Raw genomic sequence first — 18,184 nt, forward strand, 5'->3', positions numbered from 1 at the left:
AACCTGGGATAGGTAATGAAAATGAAGTTTTGCAGGGATTAGGGTTCGAAAAACCTGGGATAGGTAATGAAAATGAAGTTTTGCAGGGATTAGGGTTCGAAAAACCTGGGATAGGTAATGAAAATGAAGTTTTGCAGGGATTAGGGTTCGAAAAACCTGGGATAGGTAATGAAAATTAGATTTTGCAATGATTACAGTGCGAAAAACCTGGGATAGGTAATGAAAATTAGATTTAGCAATGATTACGGTGTGAATCACTCGGGATAGGTAATGAAAAATAAATTTAGCAATGATTACGGTGTGAATCACTCGGGATAGGTAATGAAAAATAAATTTAGCAATGATTACGGTGTGAATCACTCGGAATAAGTAATGAAAAACAAATTTAGCAATGATTACAGTGCGAATCACTCGGGATAGGTAATGAAAATTAAATTTTGCAATGATTACAGTGTGAATAACCGGTGATAAGTAATGAAACTTGCTTTTTGTCAGGATTACGGTCCGAAAAGCGGCTGTGTTAAGTAATGAAATATGCAGTTTACCAAGATTAGGATAGCCTCCATCAAGAGAGTGTACCGCTTTTGAAAGACGCACAAAAAAAGATGAGAGGTTCTAGCCCCTCATCTTCAACCGATTAAACTAAACGTTTTCTAATTTGTGAGCTGACGATGTCGATGATTGTAACAACAACGATAATCACAAGTAAAATTAATCCTACTTCGGACCAGTTTCGGTTTGTGGTCGCAATCGTAATTAATGTACCGATACCACCTGCACCGATAATACCTAGAATCGTAGAAGCACGAATATCTATTTCAAAACGGTATAGAGCATAAGATAAAAATTCTGGGATAATTTGTGGAATGATCCCGTAAAAGAGAACTTGAAGTTTGTTTGCTCCATTTGCCTCAAGGGCCTCAACGACGTTCATATCAATGGATTCAATTACTTCACAATATAATTTTCCGAGCATTCCAATCGACCCAATCGCAATCGCTAGCACACCAGCAAAAGGGCGTGGACCAACGGCAGCAACGAACATTAACGCTAAAATCAGTTCGGGGAAGGCACGAATTCCATTTAACACCCACTTGGATGCGGTATTTAAAAACTTATTTTTAACCATATTACTTGCAGCAAAGAAGCCGAATGGAACGGCAAGAATCGCTGCCATTAAAGTACCAGTATAGGCCATTTGAATCGTTTCCCACATTAATCCCATGACTTTTCCAAAGGCACTCCAATCAGGAGAGAAAAGCTGTGGAATGACTCTAAAAATATTATCAATCGTTCTTTGACTAAAGACACGTTCCCAACGAATATCGATACTAGTAAATGTCCATACATAAAGGAGGAGCAGTAAAAGTCCGATAAAATAAGGGCGAATCTTCTGCCAAAAAGTTTTAGTTGGTTTAGGAGGTAACGTAAATTCTGTCATATTAGTCTCTCCCTTATTTTATTACTAATGTAGTCTATCACGACAACGGCAGCAAAGATTATAATAATAATTGTCATAATACGTGGGTAATTAAAGAAGCCTACTTGCTGCTGTAATAATAACCCAATCCCACCAGCTCCGACAAAACCTAGAACAAGAGAGGCACGTACATTTACTTCAAATACATACAAACTAAATGAAACAAACTGTGGTAATACTTGTGGGATAACGGCATAGCTAATAACCTGAAGCGTATTACCGCCAGAAGCTCGAATCGCTTCGACTGGATTCATGTCAATCGATTCGATCGTTTCATACATAAGTTTAGCTAAAAGTCCCAACGAAAAAATGATTAAGGCCATAATACCTGGAAAAACACCTACACCAAAAATTCCAACGAAAATTACCGCTAAAAGGATATCAGGAATCGTTCGTAGTACATTCATGATAAAACGTACAGGTTGGTGTATAAAAGGGCTCTGAAACAAGTTAGCTGCAGAGAGAAGACTAATAGGGATACTAATTATTGCGGCTATTGTAGTTGCGATAATAGCCATATGTAAGGTTTCTACTAATTTTACCCATACGGTTGAAGCATAGCTCCAGTTCGGAGGAAATAAATCTCCTGCAATTCTTATAAATCCATTACGACCATCCCATAAATCTATTAAAGAAGATCTAGTTGACCAAGAGGTATATAAATAAATACCGACAACTAAGAGAAAAATAATCGTAATTTTCGTTTTTGTTTTATTTGATGTAATCCCTTTTACAACTTGTTTATCACTCATCTTCTGGACCTCCTACAAGGTCATCCTCCCGAATCTTTCTACCATAAATCTCTTCAAACGTTTGTTCAGACACCTCACTAGCAGGTCCGTCAAAGACAACTTCACCAGCTCTCATCCCGATAATACGATCAGCGTATTCCATTGCCATATCGATAAAATGAAGGTTGACGATGGTAGTAATTTTATCTTCTTTATTGACTTTTCTTAAATAAGTCATCACTTGATGTGAAGTTGGCGGATCAAGAGAAGCAACAGGTTCATCGGCCAAAATGATATTTGGTTGTTGGGTTAATACACGGGCAATCGCAACACGTTGCTGTTGACCGCCACTTAATTGATCGGCTCGTTGATAAACTTTTTCCGAAATATTAACTCGTTGTAAACTACGGTAGGCAAGAGCTAAGTCCTCTTTTGGATATAAGTTTAGTAAACTTCTTAAAGTACCGGTATGGCCTAGTCGACCTGAAATGACATTTTTCATTACGCTCGAACGTTTGACGAGATTATAATTTTGGAAAATCATACCGACTTTCGTTCTGAGCTGTCTCAATTGTCGGCTACGGTAATTTAAGATATTTTGATTCTCAATTAAGAGTTCTCCGGAAGTAGGTGTAACAAGTCGGTTCATACTACGAATTAACGTTGATTTACCAGCTCCAGATAACCCAACGATTACAACAAATTCACCTGGGTTAATCGTCAAATTTACATTTTTTAAACCTTGTGTTCCATTAGGATAGACAAGCGAAACGTCTTTAAATTCTATCATTTTGTTTATTCCCCTTTGTTCCTTTAATGAAAAGGCACCTTTCTAAAAGTAATGGTTAAATATAAATGTGGTCGAACATTTGTGAGTAGTAGAGTTGTCGATTTTAATGCCCCTCTTATAATGTTAAAGCAGTTAACATTATAAGAGGGGAGAGAAAAAGGTTCTCCCCCCAACTGATAATGTAGAAGATAAAATATTAAAGTTTATTGGAATGCTGGACTATCAGAGAATTTCTCATAGACAGAACGAATAACATCATATTCGTCATCAGTAGCTTTATCAATACCAGTCCAGTTATAAATTTCATCTAGAGCATGTAACATTTCTTCATCTTCGTTAAACGACATAAAGGCTTCATAGATTTGGTCAACTAGTTCTTGATTTAAGAGATTTGTATTTACACTGATCGTGTCATTTGGAATTTCATCTGTGAAATCTAACTGACGTAGTTCATCCATTGCATCTGGATAGTCACCAACAATATTTGTTCTTGCATCCTCAAAAGTAGTGGCAAAGTCTGCATCACCTTCTAAAACAGTGATGAGTGCATTGTCGTGGTTACCAGTAGGAACGACATCTCCAACAAAATCTTCAGCTTGTTCTACGCCAAACTCGTCCATAAATTGTGCGGCAGGGAATAAGTAACCACTCGTAGACGTGATATCAGCGAAGGCCCAAATTTTCCCTTCTAAATCTTCTAAAGTTTGGATGTCAGAATCAGCACGAACCGTGTACTGAGCACGATATGTACCGCTACCATGACGAATCGATTTTAAAATAACTTCAACATTGTCATAACGTTCTGTTGCAAGTACGTAACCGAATGCTGGGATGAAACCAATATGTACTTGGTCATTTCCCATTGCCTCAACAAGTGCAGAAAAGTTTGTCATTACTTGTCCAGACACTTGAACTCCTAAAATTTCTGAAAGTTTGTCAGAAATAGGCCCGATATTATCAGCAATCTTTTCTGCATCTGTTGATGGAACAAAGCCCATAATGATTTCGTCAGGAAGTTCAGCTGTGCCCTCATCTGTTGCTCCTTCGTCACCAGAACCACCTGTTCCAGTCGTGTCGTCATTAGAGTCATCGCCTGTTCCACATGCCACTAATGCAACCGCCATAAACAAGGAAAATAACATTAATAAAATTTTCTTTGACATTAAAGAATTACCCCCAATTTTTGTAATTAGTAAACTACTTTTCTATTATACTGTTCAGAAAAGTTAAAATCCACTAGATTGGGATAATTTTTGACAAAGTTTCACAATTTTAATACTAGCTTAATAATTGAGTCAGTTAAAGGTAATGAAAGAAAAAACGTGTAAATAAAGGGGATTTGGTATTATACTTGAAAAATATACAAGGAAGGAGTGTCGAAAAATGATGGCAATAAATTCAAATCTTGTTATTTTTGACTTGGATGGAACTTTATATGAGGGAACGGATCATTTTGATTATTATGCGAGGCATTTACAAGCAAAAGTTTCATTGGATAAGCAGGAGGCGTTTTATCGAGAGTACGAACAAATGAAAAAAGGAAAGCACCTGGTTTCAATCGGAAAAGTATATGACGTTCGCCGTGATTTAGTTTTAACGATTAATCCAATTGATTTATTCGTGACAGCGGCCTATCGTTGGGATGGAGAAAAAATCACGGATGAGCAGTTACAAACCTTTTACCCAGGGGCTCAACAATTTGATTTTGATCATTTAGTAGCAATTGGAGATGGTTGGTGGTTGCCGTTTGCCTGTGCAAAACATTACGGTGTGAGTGATTGCTATAGCAGTTATTTAGCGACGAAAGAATTTATGGTCTCTGATGACTTTAAGATTGAACAATTACCTGGATTAAGAGAGTTTTTATTAAAATTACGGAAAGATTCCAACATTGTTCTGATGACCAATAGTGATCGTGAAGATGTGGGACGGTTATTAAAGGAGCTTGATTTAGAAGGGGTATTTGAACATATTATTACTTCCGCTAAAAAACCTACATATACAAAAGGGTTAATCGAACATTTAATTGAGCAATACAAAGTAAAACCGGAAGAAGTTGTTTCTATAGGAGATAATTTTATTAATGAAATCGCTCCTGCACTCTCTCTTGGTCTAAAGGCGATTTATATTCAACCGAATGGTCATGATTCAGAGGTGGAAAATTTAACCGTTGTGCCATCGGTTACAGCTTGTTATTAAAGTTGAATTTTTTATAAAAAATATGATCGATTCATTAATATTTACTATTGCTTCCCGTTGATTTGTTTTATAGTATAAAAGTAATAGTTTATTTGGTTTATAAAATCCGTTTTGTTATAAATTTGAGCGGATTAATCCTCCTTTATATTATAGAAATTTCTAACTTAAGGTGTTGGACGATTTTTTGTTATAAATGAGGGGATGATGGGGAGGGTGGTTTCTTGATTAATGCAGAGTATCTAGATGTTTTTCTTGATGAGAGTCAGGAACATTTGCAATCATTAAATGATAACTTATTACTGTTAGAAAAGTCACCAAATGATTTAGCAATCGTAGGTGAAATTTTTAGATCGGCCCACACGTTAAAAGGAATGGCAGCGACCATGGGGTTTGAAGATCTAGCTCAATTAACACATAATATGGAAAATGTCTTGGATCTGATTCGAAATGAAAAGTTGACGGTCACGACCAATGTGCTTGACGTTGTTTTTGCGGCAATTGATGATTTGGAACATATGGTGACGAGCATCTCAGAAGGTGGAGATGGAAAACGAGATGTTCGGTTAATGAATCAAAGATTAGAGCAAGTTGTTAATGGGGAAGAAGCTGTTACAAATGAGATACATAATGAGGTTGCCGCAACGGCAGAGCTCATTGAGGGTTCGAGCGACTTGCAGGAAAGTTTTGATGAATTTGAAAGAACGGTTTTACTGCAATCAATTGAACAAAACTATGCTGTGTATGTGATGAAAGTGACTCTTGATGAGCAAACGATGTTAAAAGCAGCACGCGTATTTATGGTTTTTGAGGTCCTCGAGCAGTATGGTGAGGTGATTAAGGCGAACCCATCAACAGAACTTTTAGAAGAGGAAAAATTCGACCATTATTTTCAAGTTACTTTTATTGCTAAAGCGACAATCGAACAAGTGAAGGAACGAATTTTAAATATTTCTGAGATCAAAGACGTCGATTTCGTGACTTTAACAGAACAGCATTTAAAACAATATGATGAGAAGAAAACCTCTGAACCTTTGGTTGAAACAAAAGAAGAGGTACTTGCAGAAGAAGCAAATTCATCCTCACAAAAAGTTATTAAAAAAGCAGATTCAAATAAAACAATTCGTGTAAACATAGAGCGTTTAGACAAGCTTATGAATCTATTTGAAGAGTTAGTGATTGATAGAGGTCGGTTAGAGCAAATCTCTAACGAACTCAAAAATACTGAATTAAATGATACAGTGGAACGGATGTCAAGAATCTCAATTGATTTACAAGAAATCATTTTGACGATGCGAATGATGCCAGTTGAGCAAGTGTTTAATCGGTTTCCAAGAATGCTTCGTAATTTATCAAAAGAGCTAAATAAAGAAGTGAATTTAGAAATTATTGGGGCAGATACGGAGCTTGACCGAACGATTATTGATGAAGTCGGTGATCCGTTAGTTCATTTATTAAGAAACTCGATTGATCATGGAATTGAAACGCCTGAAGAAAGAAGGCGCTTAGGGAAACCAGAAGTTGGCACGATTACATTACGAGCTTTTCATAGTGGGAACCATGTCTTTATTGAAATTGAAGATGATGGTGCTGGAATTGATCGTGATAAAGTTATTCAAAAGGCATTAAAAAATGGGGTCATTAAAGAAGCTGATATCGAATCGATGAATGATCAACAAGTGTACACATTGTTATTTTCGTCTGGATTTAGTACAGCTGATAAAATTACCGATATTTCGGGAAGAGGCGTAGGCCTAGATGTTGTAAGGACGACTTTTGAATCACTTGGGGGGAGTGTAACCGTTAATTCGACGCTTGGACAAGGTTCAATCTTTTCCATACAATTGCCACTTACTTTATCAATTATTGACGTAATGTTAGTTGAACTTGGAAAAGAAAAATATGCCGTTCCATTAACATCAATTGTTGAAACAGCAATTGTTAATAAAACGGATATTTATACGGTCCATAATCAAAAGGTCATTGATTTTAGAGGGAAAGTGGTCCCACTTATTTTCTTAAGAGATGTCTTTCACGTGACCGAAGAAGCGATTGAAGAAGACTTTTACTCATTGATTATTGTACAAAAAGGAAGTAAGGTTGCGGGGTTAGTCGTGGATTCCTTAATTGGACAGCATGATGTAGTTCTAAAATCATTAGGAAAATATTTAACGAATATTTTTGCTATTTCAGGAGCGACCATTCTCGGTGATGGACAAGTCGCATTAATTGTCGATTCAAATGCTTTAATTAAGTAATAAATGGGAGGCGAAAAAAGATGACAAATGCATTAACGGCATCAGAGGAAATGAAAGTTATCGTCTTCCGAATTGAAAAGGAAGAATATGCTATTCCGGTTCAGTTTATTCAATCGATTGAGCGAATGTTGCCCATTACAAGAATTCCAAATGCGGATTCATTTGTCAAAGGGGTTATGAACTTACGTGGTGTTATTACCCCTGTTATTGATCTTAGATTGCGTTTTGGTCTTGATGAAAAAGAAGTAGATGATACGACGAGAATTTTGGTCATTTCCAAGGACCAATTAGATTTTGGGTTAATTGTGGATGAGGCAAAGGATGTTTTTGACTTTCCGAAGCATAAGATTGAACCGACCCCAGAAGTGATTGGTAGTGTAGAGGCTGAATATTTAAATGGAGTTATTAAACTAGGTGATAAACTGTTCACCTTATTAAAATTAGAAAAAATAATTGATAATGAATTGATTATATAGGGTGAAAGGTGGATAAACATAATGGCTTCTATTCTTATTGTTGATGATGCTGCTTTTATGAGAATGATGATAAAAGATATTTTGGTGAAAAATGGCTTTGAGATTGCAGGTGAGGCTGCAAATGGAGTTGAGGCAATTTCGAAGTATAATGAAGTTAAGCCTGACTTAGTAACGATGGATATTACGATGCCTGACATGGATGGAATTGAAGCTTTAAAGAAGATTAAAGAAGTTGATATAAATGCAAAAGTGATTATGTGTTCGGCAATGGGGCAACAATCAATGGTCATTGAAGCGATTCAAGGTGGAGCTAAAGATTTTATTGTTAAACCATTTCAAGCTGACCGTGTTATTGAAGCCATACAAAAAGTATTATCATAATTAACGATGAATTGTCACTCTAATGAATATAGGGTGACATTTTTCTGTTGAAGAAACAACAGTGAGTCTTGTTCCTCTTCTGTATTTGATTTAAAATGGAGACTCCACCTCAATCTCAATAAGCAAAAGGCATTTTTTATCATATTCGGACAGAGTGGAGATTTGATAGCATATCCGATTATATTTTACTCTACATCAGTTTGACCATTATTGTACGCATGTTTGGAGAAAAATGGTTTAAGATATTCATATGATTGGTTTCGTAAATGTACGTTTAAAATTTTATTTGAATGATTAAACCCTCGATATGAAAAATGGTATTCGCTAAAAAGCCCGTCATTAATAGGCTGACTTATTTTAATTTGTTTGAGCTGCATTACTTTTTTTATTTGACCAAGTTCTTTACTAATTTGATCGAGTATATGTGTTTGCCATTCCAAATAAAGTGGCTGGAATTTATATTTTGTCTGTTCGGTTTTATAATAGTCAAGTTCTAATGCCTTTCGAACAGTCGTAAGAACAATATAGCGTTGAGTGAGTTTTAACTCTTGCTCGGTTAACATAAATGATCCTCCAATCCAAAATACGAACGTTAGTTCTTATTATAGCCGAATTATTGTATTTGACAAGTTAGGTAATGGGGGTCCTCAGATCTAGAGAACAATCCAAAAGTAAAATTTGGTTATAAGAGTTATCGAAAGAGGTGAAGAAGATGAGTAAATATCATTCTCTTTTATATAAATGGATAGATGGAAATCATTTATTAAAAATAAAGACGCATCAAGATGTCCAAGGAAAGAAACAATTTATTGGACGATTGATAAAATATGATGTCTTAAAACAAACGATTATTTTTTATGAAGACGATCATAAGGAAGTATTTCATTTTAGTCTTTCAGAAATAGAGTTGATTGAACCTGTTAAAAACGAGCGTCCCTAAAAGTTATTCCGGGGGACTTTTTTTACATTTAAAACGAAATAGTCATGATCATGATTTTGTTGTACTTTTTATGTTTTGTAAATTATGTAGAAAAATGACTGATCGTTTTTCTGACTAATTAATTGAATATTTTGATATGAAATGATAAAATATAATTAAATGATAACGCTTTCAAAATAACTTGGTTTAAATTCTTATGAAAATGGGAATATTTTTGGAAAGAATTAATGGAGGGATGCGAGATGAATAATCAATTTGCGATGGATAAAAATGTTTTAAAACAGTTACATGTGATAAAAAATTTACAGAATCGTTCAGAAACTACTGTTCAATCGTTATATGCCCAAGCCATTTTAGAATATTCTCTATACCATTACCAAAAGGAAAGAATTGACGCTGCAATTGATAAATCGTTAGCGGAATATAATCGTGAAGAGTTTATAAAATCATCAAATGCTTATTTGCAATTAATGGAGAATCATAAAGATGGAAAAGTCATTTCTGAAAATGGATATGAATTGTTATTGACTTTTGAATAAGAGTTAGAGAAAAAATAGAAAAAATGAAGCTGCCTCAATAGGAAGAAACCGAATGAGGCAGCTTTTTTGTTGTTATGTTTCAATTTTTGAATTTGGTGGAAAGTAATTACAAGAGCTCATATTTCCAATTTGTATGAACCGGTTCAATTTAGTAAAAACTACTCGTAATGATAATCAATCTAGCTACGTCCGTTAAAAGCTCGAGAAAAATCGGGTCAGCTATAAATTCAAAAGGCGACTTTTTAGCTGACCCTGTATAATACTCGCTTCTGCCTAAACGGACTTTGCTTTATTTAATGGAGGTGAGGCGTTATGTGGACAATTTTAATCATTTTGTTCGTCTTATGGATTTTAGGGTTTAGTTTTAGAATTGCGGGAAACTTAGTTCATATATTACTCGTAATCGCATTGATTCTATTGATAATTCGTTTAGTTAAAAGAAAATAATGAAAAAGTATTACGAATGAGACGTTAAATATAAATAAGCATTTTTTAAAATCGGTTCCCGTTGCACATAATGTTCAAATACGTAGTATAATGCTGCTTCTTCATTCGTAATATGTTTCGTAATATCGTTAAAAACAGAAGAAAGAAAAGGATCATGTTTAAGAAGTTGACGCATTCTAATGGAATGATAATCCAAAGGGATAACCTCCTTAGGGAGCGATTTCATTTTTACTATATGTGTATTCCACTATTTTGTTCAAAAATAGGGCTTGATAAACTTAAGAAATGCGTAGCCATCGTTTTTAGAAAGGAAGTTTGTGATGTCGTTAATCAATTGCCATTCAGAATTTGCCGCTTTAAAGTCCGTTATTCTTTGTCAGCCAACTAATATGGCAATTAAAGATGCGATTAATGACATACAAGCTCATTATGAGCAGGAAAATATTGATAAGGAATTAGCGTTAGTGGAACATCGGCAATTAACGAAAGTTTTAGAAGACCATGAGATTACGGTCAAGTTTATACCTGCAGATAAAAAATGCCCTGAACAAGTATTTACACGAGATATCGGTTTTGTGATAGAAGAAACCTTGTATGTTGGGAACCTAAAAAGAGAAATTAGAAAAAGGGAAAGCGAATGTTTAATTAATTTTTTGCGAGAAGAAAAGCTACCTTATACTAAAGTGGAGATTGGAACGATCGAAGGTGGGGATGTGATCGTTCATAACAACCAAGTATTCATCGGCGATAGTAGCCGAACGGCCAAAGCTACAGTGGATGCATTAGCTAAAAGTCATCCTGAGCACACGTTTCACTTGATTAATTTTGATGATAGGTTTCTTCATTTAGACTGTGTCTTTAACCCGATATCGGAAAATGAAGCACTTATTTACCCAAAAGCAATATCAGCTGAATCGCTTGATGTGTTAAATAAACAATTTGATTTAATTGAAGTCACAACAAGGGAACAATTTACATTAGCTGTTAATGTCCTGTCCATTGGTCAAAAGAAGGTGATCGCTTTACCTAAAAATAGGGAGACTAATGATAAATTAAGACAAAGGGGCTATGACATTATTGAAGTTGATTTTTCAGAAATTATTAAATCTGGAGGCTCTTTTCGTTGTGTGACACTACCTATCAAAAGAATATAATGTTAGAAAAATAAAAAAGAAAAAGCGATTATTTCCTAGGAAATTGTCGTTTTTTCTTTTTATTAACTCAACTTTCGCATCGAGAAAATCCGTTCAACTAGTTGGCAGAGCGAATAGAAGCTCTTAAAAATGTCCTTGACACGTTTGAAAAGCGAGAACGCACTATCACACCAAACGGATAAACTGTGCATTAAGAAAAAATAGACAATGTACAATGTGCTTCGGCTGTCGCTCCCAAAACCATACTCCGCGTCCTGTGGGAACCTGGCGAGCCTCCTCGGCAAGCCTTGCGGGGTCTCGCTCCACGGTTTATTCCCGCGGGAGTCTCCGTATGATTTTGTCCGCTAAGTGTCGTGGAGATGCTTGATGATATCGCCATGCCCAAATCAGCTATTTCTAACGCATAAGGACCTTCTTCTTTACTTTGTTAGTTATGAAAAGACATGATTCCAATCGAAACAAGCTCGCTAGTCTAGCTAACGCACAGAGTATCAACACGGATTTGTTTACAACTGTAACGGACTGAGTCATTGAAGAAAAATCATTCTCAAGCTCTTGTACGTTGAAGTAATGACTATTTTTTATTCCATGAGGAGAACCGAACCTAGATTCGATTCTATTATCAAGCGGACAAACAGACACGGAGACTCCCGCAGGAATAAACCGTCCAATGAGACCCCGCAAGCGTGCTGAGGAGGCTCATGAGGTTCTCGGCAAGGACGCGGAGTGTCTGTTTGGGAGCGACCGCCGGAGGGCCTATTATTTATTTCTTGATGCACAGATAACGTGAGATTGGTTTGTTCGTTTATGAACATGACGTATTAAAGCAAAGGGTTGACTGTTTACATTTTTTTCAATAGGAAGGAAGAGTTAATCACATTGTTCGCGACAGCCGAAGTGCTTCATTTTAGTGAACAGATTCCTTCAACAGCCTACTAAGAGATGTGTTCAGACTGTTAACGATTGAACCGTTCCTGTAAAGTTAATTTGAGTATTATATCGCCCTAAAATCAATCTCTATCAACGGTTAAAGGTCCATTATACGCTGCGAAAGTTGAGTTATTAAATAAAGGCTTATTTTTTTAGAACAGAAACAATTTATTTAGAAAAGAGAAAAAGTATGATAAACTGTTAAGAGTGTTTTTAGGAGACGATTAAAAGACGTTTATTGAGAATAAATAGAGAGTGTGAATACATTTTGACATATATATTAAGTGAAATGACTTATTGGATTTTAGTTGCTTTAATCATTGTATTTTTTGTGTTTGTATTTAGTTTAGCTATAAATTATTTAATTAAGTTAAAGACATGGAAGGTTAGTAAACGGATAGAAATGCTTATTTCTGTCAGTTTGACGATAGTATTAGTGACGATCTATTTTGTTTTTGATGATAAGTTAACCTTGAATGTGTATGAAGGGGATCTAGTTGTTGCAGAAGAGGAAGTGCAAACAATTGATCAAACGAGTGCTAAAGTCATCTCGACTGAAAAGCCTATGATCATTTATCATTTATACACGCTCGGATTTTTTGATACACTTACAATCGCCAATGGTAGTGAGGATGAAGTTCAAGTCTCGGTTTTGACGACAGATTTTGAGAAGTTGTACCCGTATTATCAAAACGAGTCGTTTGAGTTAAATGATGGGTCTTTTCATTTTGCTCAATATTATGAAAAGATCATTATCCCAAAAGCAGAAGAAGTTTTCTTTGAATTAATAGAAATGGGATATGAAGGTGACGAGTTGCAGCAACGATTTAACGATCTAATGGGTTTGGATTTTCCACAGCATAATTTCGAATTAGCAAGGTAAATATTAGTTTGATCATAGTAGAAGACTGCTCAAAAGGCCGAATGCCTTTTTGAGCAGTCTTCTTTTACTGGAGTGAGCATGAATTACTGTTGTTGTGGGTTTGGTTCAAATGGTAATGAGAATGTCCAGACTGGTTCGATTAATTGATTGCGACTAATTAAGAGATCGAATGAAGCGGGGATATTTTGAAAAAACTCATATTTACCTGCCACAGCATGCCCACTTGTATCATATTCTGTTGTTGAAAAAGTAGGATATATTTTTTCATTATTTATGTTGATAGAAACATCTAAACCTTTAATAGGGTGAATATCTGTTGCGGTAAACTCTAGCACTTGTTTGTGTACATTTAATTCTGTTATAAGGAAGTCGTTCTCGGTTAGATTGTTTTCGTGATGGCTCATATTTGGAAACTGAATGTTATATGTATAGTAGTTTGGTTTAATGTGGACTTGAGATACGAGCGTTTGGTTGCGTAAATCGGCATCATAATCAATGGAATAAAAAGCAGTTAGAAAGGTCCGATTATTTTTAATTTCCTTTTCTTCATGAATTAGCTCAAAGTCAAGTGGTTCTACTCCTGTTGGTACGAGTGTTAAATCATAAAAAAAATCTTGTTCTAGGTCGAATTCATTTTCTAAGGTAGTCACTTCCATTATCGTTTTAATGACAGGTTCTTCTTCAAAAGTCGTTATGGAGTATTCGATTAATTCAACTTGTAAGTGACGGTTCTCTGCGATTATTGGGTGGCTTGAAGAAGTGTTAACTGGTTCTTGCTCACCACCACAACTAATTAAGAGGGTGATAAGTCCTAGTATGAATAAAAATCGCATTGAGTTTCACCTCGAAAAAGAATAAGAAGATACAATAATCTTAGCATAGTAGGCCAAAAAGACCAATGGATAATCTATAAAAATGAAAAAATAGGCCTTATTTAATAAATGACAATATCGAGAAAATAAGGAGAGGAGTAAAAAAGAAAAACGAAGGGTTTGTCAAAAAGGTTTATTTAAATACGAATTGTGCAAACGTTTGTAGAAATTTGTTGAAACCTAAAAAAATTTCTCAAATTTCAGTTGAAATAATTGTGCCCAAAATGTATACTATGAATAAATCAATCAATGAAATCGTTTTCTTTTATTTTTCTGATTGTGCAAACGATTTCTTTAAAATGCATAAAGAGAATAGTTAGATGAAAAGATATATGGAATGAATGAATTAGTCCCGAAAAAAGATGTTAGGTCTTTTGACAGTTACTTTAAGAAGGTTCTCATTTTTAGTTAAATAGGTTAAGGAGGTGAGGCCACACCGCTTAGTCGTAAGTGTTTGTGAGTCAAACTAATATGCTTAAAGAAATTAATTTAGGGGGAATGTAAGATGAAGAAGGTTTTAGGAATAGCTATTACTTTGTTTTTAGTATTACTTTTAGCAGCGTGTGGACCAGATAGAGATGAGACAGGTGGCACAGATAGTAATGGTTCAGGTGATGAGCCAGCTACTGAGGGTGAAAAGCCAGATGTATTAACAATGTGGGTTAATGAGGAAGATGATCAATTAGATGCTTATGAAGAAATTGTCGCTAAATTTGAAGAAGAGCATGGAATTGCGGTTGAAATTACACCGTTCTCAATGGTTGATCAACTTGCTGCTTTGACTCTAGATGCTCCAGCGGGGAATGGTCCTGACTTGTATTTCCAACCAAATGACATGGTTGGTCAAGCCTATTTAGAAGGACTTGCTGCTGAGTTAACTTTAACAGATGACCAATTAGCTGGTTATCCAGAGGGAGCCGTTCACGCTTTTTCTTATGAAGGTATACAATTAGGTATCCCAGCAGTTACCGAAACATATGCACTTTATTATAATACTGACTTAGTACCAGAAGCTCCACAAACTATTGAAGATATTGAGCAAATTGCTGCTGATTTAACAAATGCCGCAAATGATGAATATGGGTTCTTGATGGAGGCAACTAATTTCTATTTCTTATATCCGTTTTTAGCTGCGGATGGTGGTTATGTATTTAATGAAGACGCAGATGGTGCTTATGATGATTCTGATATTGGTTTAGCAAATGCTGGTGCTGTAACAGGAGCAGAACGAGTTCAAAATTGGTTTACGGAAGGATATATACCTACTGGAATCAATGGAGATATTATGAATGGATTATTTGAAGATGGAAAAGTTGGAGCAGTTATTTCAGGGCCTTGGAATATCAGTGCTTATTCACAAGCTTTAGGAGATAAATTAGCAGTTGCACCACTACCAACAATTAATGGAGAAAATTTACAGTCTTTCTCAGGTGTTAAAGGATGGATGGTCAATGAATATACTGAGAATTTAGATTGGGCAGTAGAATTAGCACTATTTATTACTAATGCAGAAAACTCTTTGACATACTTTGAGTATGCAGCTGAATTACCAGCTCGTACAGATGTAGAAATTGATGATGAAATTTTAGCTGCTTTTGCAGACCAAGCAGTGCATGCAGTTCCAATGCCTAACATTCCAGCAATGTCTCAAGTTTGGGAGCCTATGGCAGAAGCTTTTGAATTCATCTCACAAGGTGAAAATGTTCAAGAAGTATTGGAAGAAGCAGTTGAACAAATCCATGAAGATATTAATTTACAAAAAGGAAATTAATTGAAGTTTGAATCTAAACTATTTAGGTGGCTTTCGCTCTATGGGGTGAAAGTCACCTACTTAAAGAAAATAATCGATTTCGAATTAATTAGAAGATCATTTCCTCGAGAACATATTTTCGAAGTCAAGTATTAGGGGAGGAAGGAAAATGAGCGAGCAGACGAAAAAGCACTCAAATAACCATCATGTAGGCTTAGCAACGGTTTTATCGTTCATCCCTGGTCTCGGTCAGCTTTATAACCGTCGATTTATAAAGGGAAGTGCCTTTTTTATTCTTTTTGCAGCTTTTTTTAGCGTTTTTTATAACTTTTTAAACATCGGGTTTTGGGGGCTATTCACATTAGGAACCATTCCTCGAACAGATGATTCAAGGGTACTCTTAGCTCAAGGGATGATATCGCTTATCATTATGGCGATTGCATTACTATTTTATTATTTGAATATTATGGATGCACGAAAGGATGCAAAGAGAATCAAACAAGGTTTTAAAGCCTTAAGTGTTCGTGAGGGGTTTAAACACGCTTATGATAAAAGTTTTCCATATTTATTAACGGCTCCAGGTTTATTTCTTTTATTGTTTGCGGTAGTATTTCCATTAATGTATATGGTTGGACTTGCCTTTACGAATTATAATCTGTACAATGCTCCACCAAGAAATTTATTGGATTGGGTAGGTCTTCAAAATTTTATCAATCTAGTGACTGTCGATATTTGGCGAACGACCTTTTTTAATGTTTTATCATGGACATTGATTTGGACATTTGTGGCAACGACACTTCAGATAGCTTTAGCACTATTTTTGGCGGTTCTTATTAATGATAAACGAATTCGCTTTAAGAAATTTTTTAGAACGATGCTTATTTTACCGTGGGCGGTTCCAGGTTTTGTGACGATTCTTATTTTTGCAGCAATGTTTAATGATAATTTTGGAGCAATTAACCGTGATATCATCATCCCATTGTTTGGGTCCGGTATCCCTTGGTTAACCGATCCGTTTTGGACGAAGGTTGCTCTTATCAGTATTCAAGTTTGGCTTGGCTTCCCATTTGTATTTGCATTATTTTCTGGGGTATTGACGAGTATTTCAAGTGACTGGTACGAAGCTGCAGATATTGATGGAGCATCAAAAACGCAGAAGTTTCGTTGGATTACCTTACCACATGTTTTATTTGCGACAGCACCATTATTAATTATGCAATATGCTGGTAATTTTAATAATTTTAATATTATTTACTTATTTAACCAAGGTGGACCACCTGTTCGAGGGCAAAATGCAGGAGGGACGGATATTTTGATTTCTTGGGTTTATGGGCTAACGTTTGATAGCAATCAATATAGTATGGCAGCAGCTATCTCGATAGTTATTGGATTGTTAGTTGCAGGTTTTGCCTTCTTCCAATTCCGTCGCAGTCGTTCGTTTAAAGAGGAGGGGAATATCTAATGAGTTCTAAAATGAAATCAAAATTGGAAGTGTTTGCGATATATGGTTTCTTGCTATTTATGCTTACCATCATCGCTTATCCGCTCTTATGGACAATTGGCTTATCATTAAAGCCCGGTACAAGTCTATATAGTACAGGTGTTTTTACGGATGGGTGGTCATTCACTCATTATAAATGGTTGTTTACTGACCCAAGAAGTAATTATGTAACTTGGTACAAGAATACACTGTTTGTTGCGATTATTACTTCTGTATCAGCAACAATACTGATCTCATTAGTCGCATATGCTTTTTCACGTTATCGGTTTAAGGGAAGAAAGTACGGACTTTATGCTTTTTTACTCTTACAGATGTTTCCTTCGCTAATGGCAATGGTTGCACTGTACATTTTACTAAATTCAATTAATTTATTAGATTCTTTGTGGGGATTGATTTTAATTTATGTCGGTGGCTCAATTCCAATGAATGCGTTTTTAGTAAAAGGTTATTTTGATACGATTCCAAGGGAGCTAGATGAATCGGCCAAATTAGATGGTGCAGGACATTTTCGGATATTTTTTACGATTATGCTACCTTTAGCTAAACCAATTTTAGCAGTTGTTGCTTTATTTAACTTTATGGGACCATTTATGGACTTTATCCTACCGCGAATTCTTTTGAGAAGTCCTGAAAACTTTACATTAGCGCTTGGATTATTTAACTTTGTTAATGACCAATTTGCTAATAACTTCACTCGATTTGCGGCAGGGGCGATACTGATTGCGGTACCGATTGCGGCCGTCTTCTTAATACTACAACGTTATTTATTAACTGGTTTAACATCTGGAGCTACAAAAGGATAAACTAGGAGGGTAGGCGATGGATACGTTTCTATCGCCTTATTCTTGCTTAACAT

The 18,184-nt window shown here is 35.6% G+C and carries 19 protein-coding genes; 12 read left to right on the top strand and 7 right to left on the bottom strand.

Going from position 1 to position 18,184, the window contains the following annotated elements:
- Window positions 1-637 precede the first annotated feature (637 nt).
- From phnE (BALCAV_RS09865) to BALCAV_RS09880, 4 genes are all read right to left on the bottom strand, one after another.
- Window positions 638-1,441: a phosphonate ABC transporter, permease protein PhnE gene (phnE, locus tag BALCAV_RS09865; RefSeq protein ID WP_003322739.1), complete on the bottom strand. Its 804-nt coding sequence runs from the start codon at window positions 1,439-1,441 to the stop codon at window positions 638-640.
- Complete coding sequence (phnE, locus tag BALCAV_RS09870; RefSeq protein ID WP_003322738.1) at window positions 1,438-2,232, bottom strand: phosphonate ABC transporter, permease protein PhnE; 795 nt, start codon at window positions 2,230-2,232, stop codon at window positions 1,438-1,440. Before phnE (BALCAV_RS09870) ends, phnE (BALCAV_RS09865) begins: the two co-directional genes overlap by 4 nt.
- Window positions 2,225-3,001 (bottom strand): phosphonate ABC transporter ATP-binding protein, encoded by a 777-nt coding sequence (gene phnC / locus BALCAV_RS09875; RefSeq protein ID WP_003322737.1) that lies wholly within the window; start codon window positions 2,999-3,001, stop codon window positions 2,225-2,227. The genes phnE (BALCAV_RS09870) and phnC overlap by 8 nt, the downstream gene beginning before the upstream one ends.
- Before the next feature lie 203 nt (window positions 3,002-3,204).
- The gene (locus BALCAV_RS09880; RefSeq protein ID WP_003322735.1) at window positions 3,205-4,164 is read right to left on the bottom strand and encodes a phosphate/phosphite/phosphonate ABC transporter substrate-binding protein; all 960 of its coding nucleotides are present in this window, start codon (window positions 4,162-4,164) and stop codon (window positions 3,205-3,207) included.
- A gap of 220 nt (window positions 4,165-4,384) precedes the next feature.
- On the opposite strand from BALCAV_RS09880, the gene BALCAV_RS09885 reads away from it, so the two are divergent.
- The 4 genes from BALCAV_RS09885 to BALCAV_RS09900 all read left to right on the top strand — a co-directional run bounded on the left by BALCAV_RS09885 (window position 4,385) and on the right by BALCAV_RS09900 (window position 8,312).
- Window positions 4,385-5,200 carry an HAD family hydrolase gene (locus BALCAV_RS09885; RefSeq protein ID WP_003322734.1) on the top strand — a complete coding sequence of 272 codons (816 nt, stop codon included), beginning with the start codon at window positions 4,385-4,387 and terminating at the stop codon, window positions 5,198-5,200.
- 221 nt (window positions 5,201-5,421) lie between these two features.
- The gene (locus BALCAV_RS09890) at window positions 5,422-7,455 is read left to right on the top strand and encodes a chemotaxis protein CheA (RefSeq protein ID WP_003322733.1); all 2,034 of its coding nucleotides are present in this window, start codon (window positions 5,422-5,424) and stop codon (window positions 7,453-7,455) included.
- Window positions 7,456-7,475: 20 nt separating this feature from the next.
- Window positions 7,476-7,931: a chemotaxis protein CheW gene (locus tag BALCAV_RS09895; RefSeq protein WP_003322732.1), complete on the top strand. Its 456-nt coding sequence runs from the start codon at window positions 7,476-7,478 to the stop codon at window positions 7,929-7,931.
- Window positions 7,932-7,952: 21 nt separating this feature from the next.
- Complete coding sequence (locus BALCAV_RS09900; protein ID WP_003322731.1) at window positions 7,953-8,312, top strand: response regulator; 360 nt, start codon at window positions 7,953-7,955, stop codon at window positions 8,310-8,312.
- A gap of 185 nt (window positions 8,313-8,497) precedes the next feature.
- Here the strand turns inward: BALCAV_RS09900 and BALCAV_RS09905 are convergent, their stop codons facing one another.
- Window positions 8,498-8,875 (bottom strand): hypothetical protein, encoded by a 378-nt coding sequence (locus BALCAV_RS09905; RefSeq protein ID WP_003322730.1) that lies wholly within the window; start codon window positions 8,873-8,875, stop codon window positions 8,498-8,500.
- A 149-nt stretch (window positions 8,876-9,024) separates the two neighbouring features.
- Between BALCAV_RS09905 and BALCAV_RS09910 the strand changes: the two genes are divergently transcribed.
- From BALCAV_RS09910 to BALCAV_RS22050, 3 genes are all read left to right on the top strand, one after another.
- A complete protein-coding gene (locus BALCAV_RS09910; protein WP_003322729.1) occupies window positions 9,025-9,252 on the top strand; it encodes an LSm family protein in 228 nt (75 codons plus the stop codon).
- Between the two features lie 242 nt (window positions 9,253-9,494).
- Window positions 9,495-9,791, top strand: a complete 297-nt coding sequence (locus BALCAV_RS09915) for an IDEAL domain-containing protein (protein ID WP_003322728.1) — start codon at window positions 9,495-9,497, stop codon at window positions 9,789-9,791.
- A 312-nt stretch (window positions 9,792-10,103) separates the two neighbouring features.
- Window positions 10,104-10,238 (top strand): lmo0937 family membrane protein, encoded by a 135-nt coding sequence (locus tag BALCAV_RS22050; protein WP_003321403.1) that lies wholly within the window; start codon window positions 10,104-10,106, stop codon window positions 10,236-10,238.
- A gap of 10 nt (window positions 10,239-10,248) precedes the next feature.
- On the opposite strand, the gene BALCAV_RS09920 is transcribed toward BALCAV_RS22050, so the two are convergent.
- Window positions 10,249-10,434 (bottom strand): hypothetical protein, encoded by a 186-nt coding sequence (locus BALCAV_RS09920; protein ID WP_003321404.1) that lies wholly within the window; start codon window positions 10,432-10,434, stop codon window positions 10,249-10,251.
- Between the two features lie 124 nt (window positions 10,435-10,558).
- Here BALCAV_RS09920 and BALCAV_RS09925 point away from each other — a divergent pair, with 124 nt between their 5' ends.
- Both BALCAV_RS09925 and BALCAV_RS09930 read left to right on the top strand, forming a co-directional pair.
- Window positions 10,559-11,392, top strand: coding sequence for a dimethylarginine dimethylaminohydrolase family protein (locus BALCAV_RS09925; protein WP_003321405.1), 834 nt, complete (start codon window positions 10,559-10,561; stop codon window positions 11,390-11,392).
- 1,198 nt (window positions 11,393-12,590) lie between these two features.
- The gene (locus tag BALCAV_RS09930) at window positions 12,591-13,205 is read left to right on the top strand and encodes a hypothetical protein (protein ID WP_003322175.1); all 615 of its coding nucleotides are present in this window, start codon (window positions 12,591-12,593) and stop codon (window positions 13,203-13,205) included.
- Between the two features lie 83 nt (window positions 13,206-13,288).
- Here the strand turns inward: BALCAV_RS09930 and BALCAV_RS09935 are convergent, their stop codons facing one another.
- Window positions 13,289-14,038, bottom strand: coding sequence for a hypothetical protein (locus tag BALCAV_RS09935; RefSeq protein ID WP_003322174.1), 750 nt, complete (start codon window positions 14,036-14,038; stop codon window positions 13,289-13,291).
- Window positions 14,039-14,582: 544 nt separating this feature from the next.
- Here BALCAV_RS09935 and BALCAV_RS09940 point away from each other — a divergent pair.
- The 3 genes from BALCAV_RS09940 to BALCAV_RS09950 all read left to right on the top strand — a co-directional run bounded on the left by BALCAV_RS09940 (window position 14,583) and on the right by BALCAV_RS09950 (window position 18,131).
- The gene (locus BALCAV_RS09940; RefSeq protein ID WP_003322172.1) at window positions 14,583-15,848 is read left to right on the top strand and encodes an extracellular solute-binding protein; all 1,266 of its coding nucleotides are present in this window, start codon (window positions 14,583-14,585) and stop codon (window positions 15,846-15,848) included.
- Between the two features lie 148 nt (window positions 15,849-15,996).
- On the top strand, window positions 15,997-17,289 hold the full coding sequence (locus tag BALCAV_RS09945; RefSeq protein ID WP_003322170.1) for a carbohydrate ABC transporter permease: 1,293 nt from the start codon (window positions 15,997-15,999) through the stop codon (window positions 17,287-17,289).
- A complete protein-coding gene (locus BALCAV_RS09950; protein ID WP_003322169.1) occupies window positions 17,289-18,131 on the top strand; it encodes a sugar ABC transporter permease in 843 nt (280 codons plus the stop codon). The genes BALCAV_RS09945 and BALCAV_RS09950 overlap by 1 nt, the downstream gene beginning before the upstream one ends.
- The last annotated feature ends 53 nt before the right edge of the window (window positions 18,132-18,184 follow it).

The organism is Alkalihalobacillus alcalophilus ATCC 27647 = CGMCC 1.3604, from assembly GCF_000292245.2.
Lineage (GTDB): Bacteria > Bacillota > Bacilli > Bacillales > Bacillaceae_D > Alkalihalobacillus > Alkalihalobacillus alcalophilus.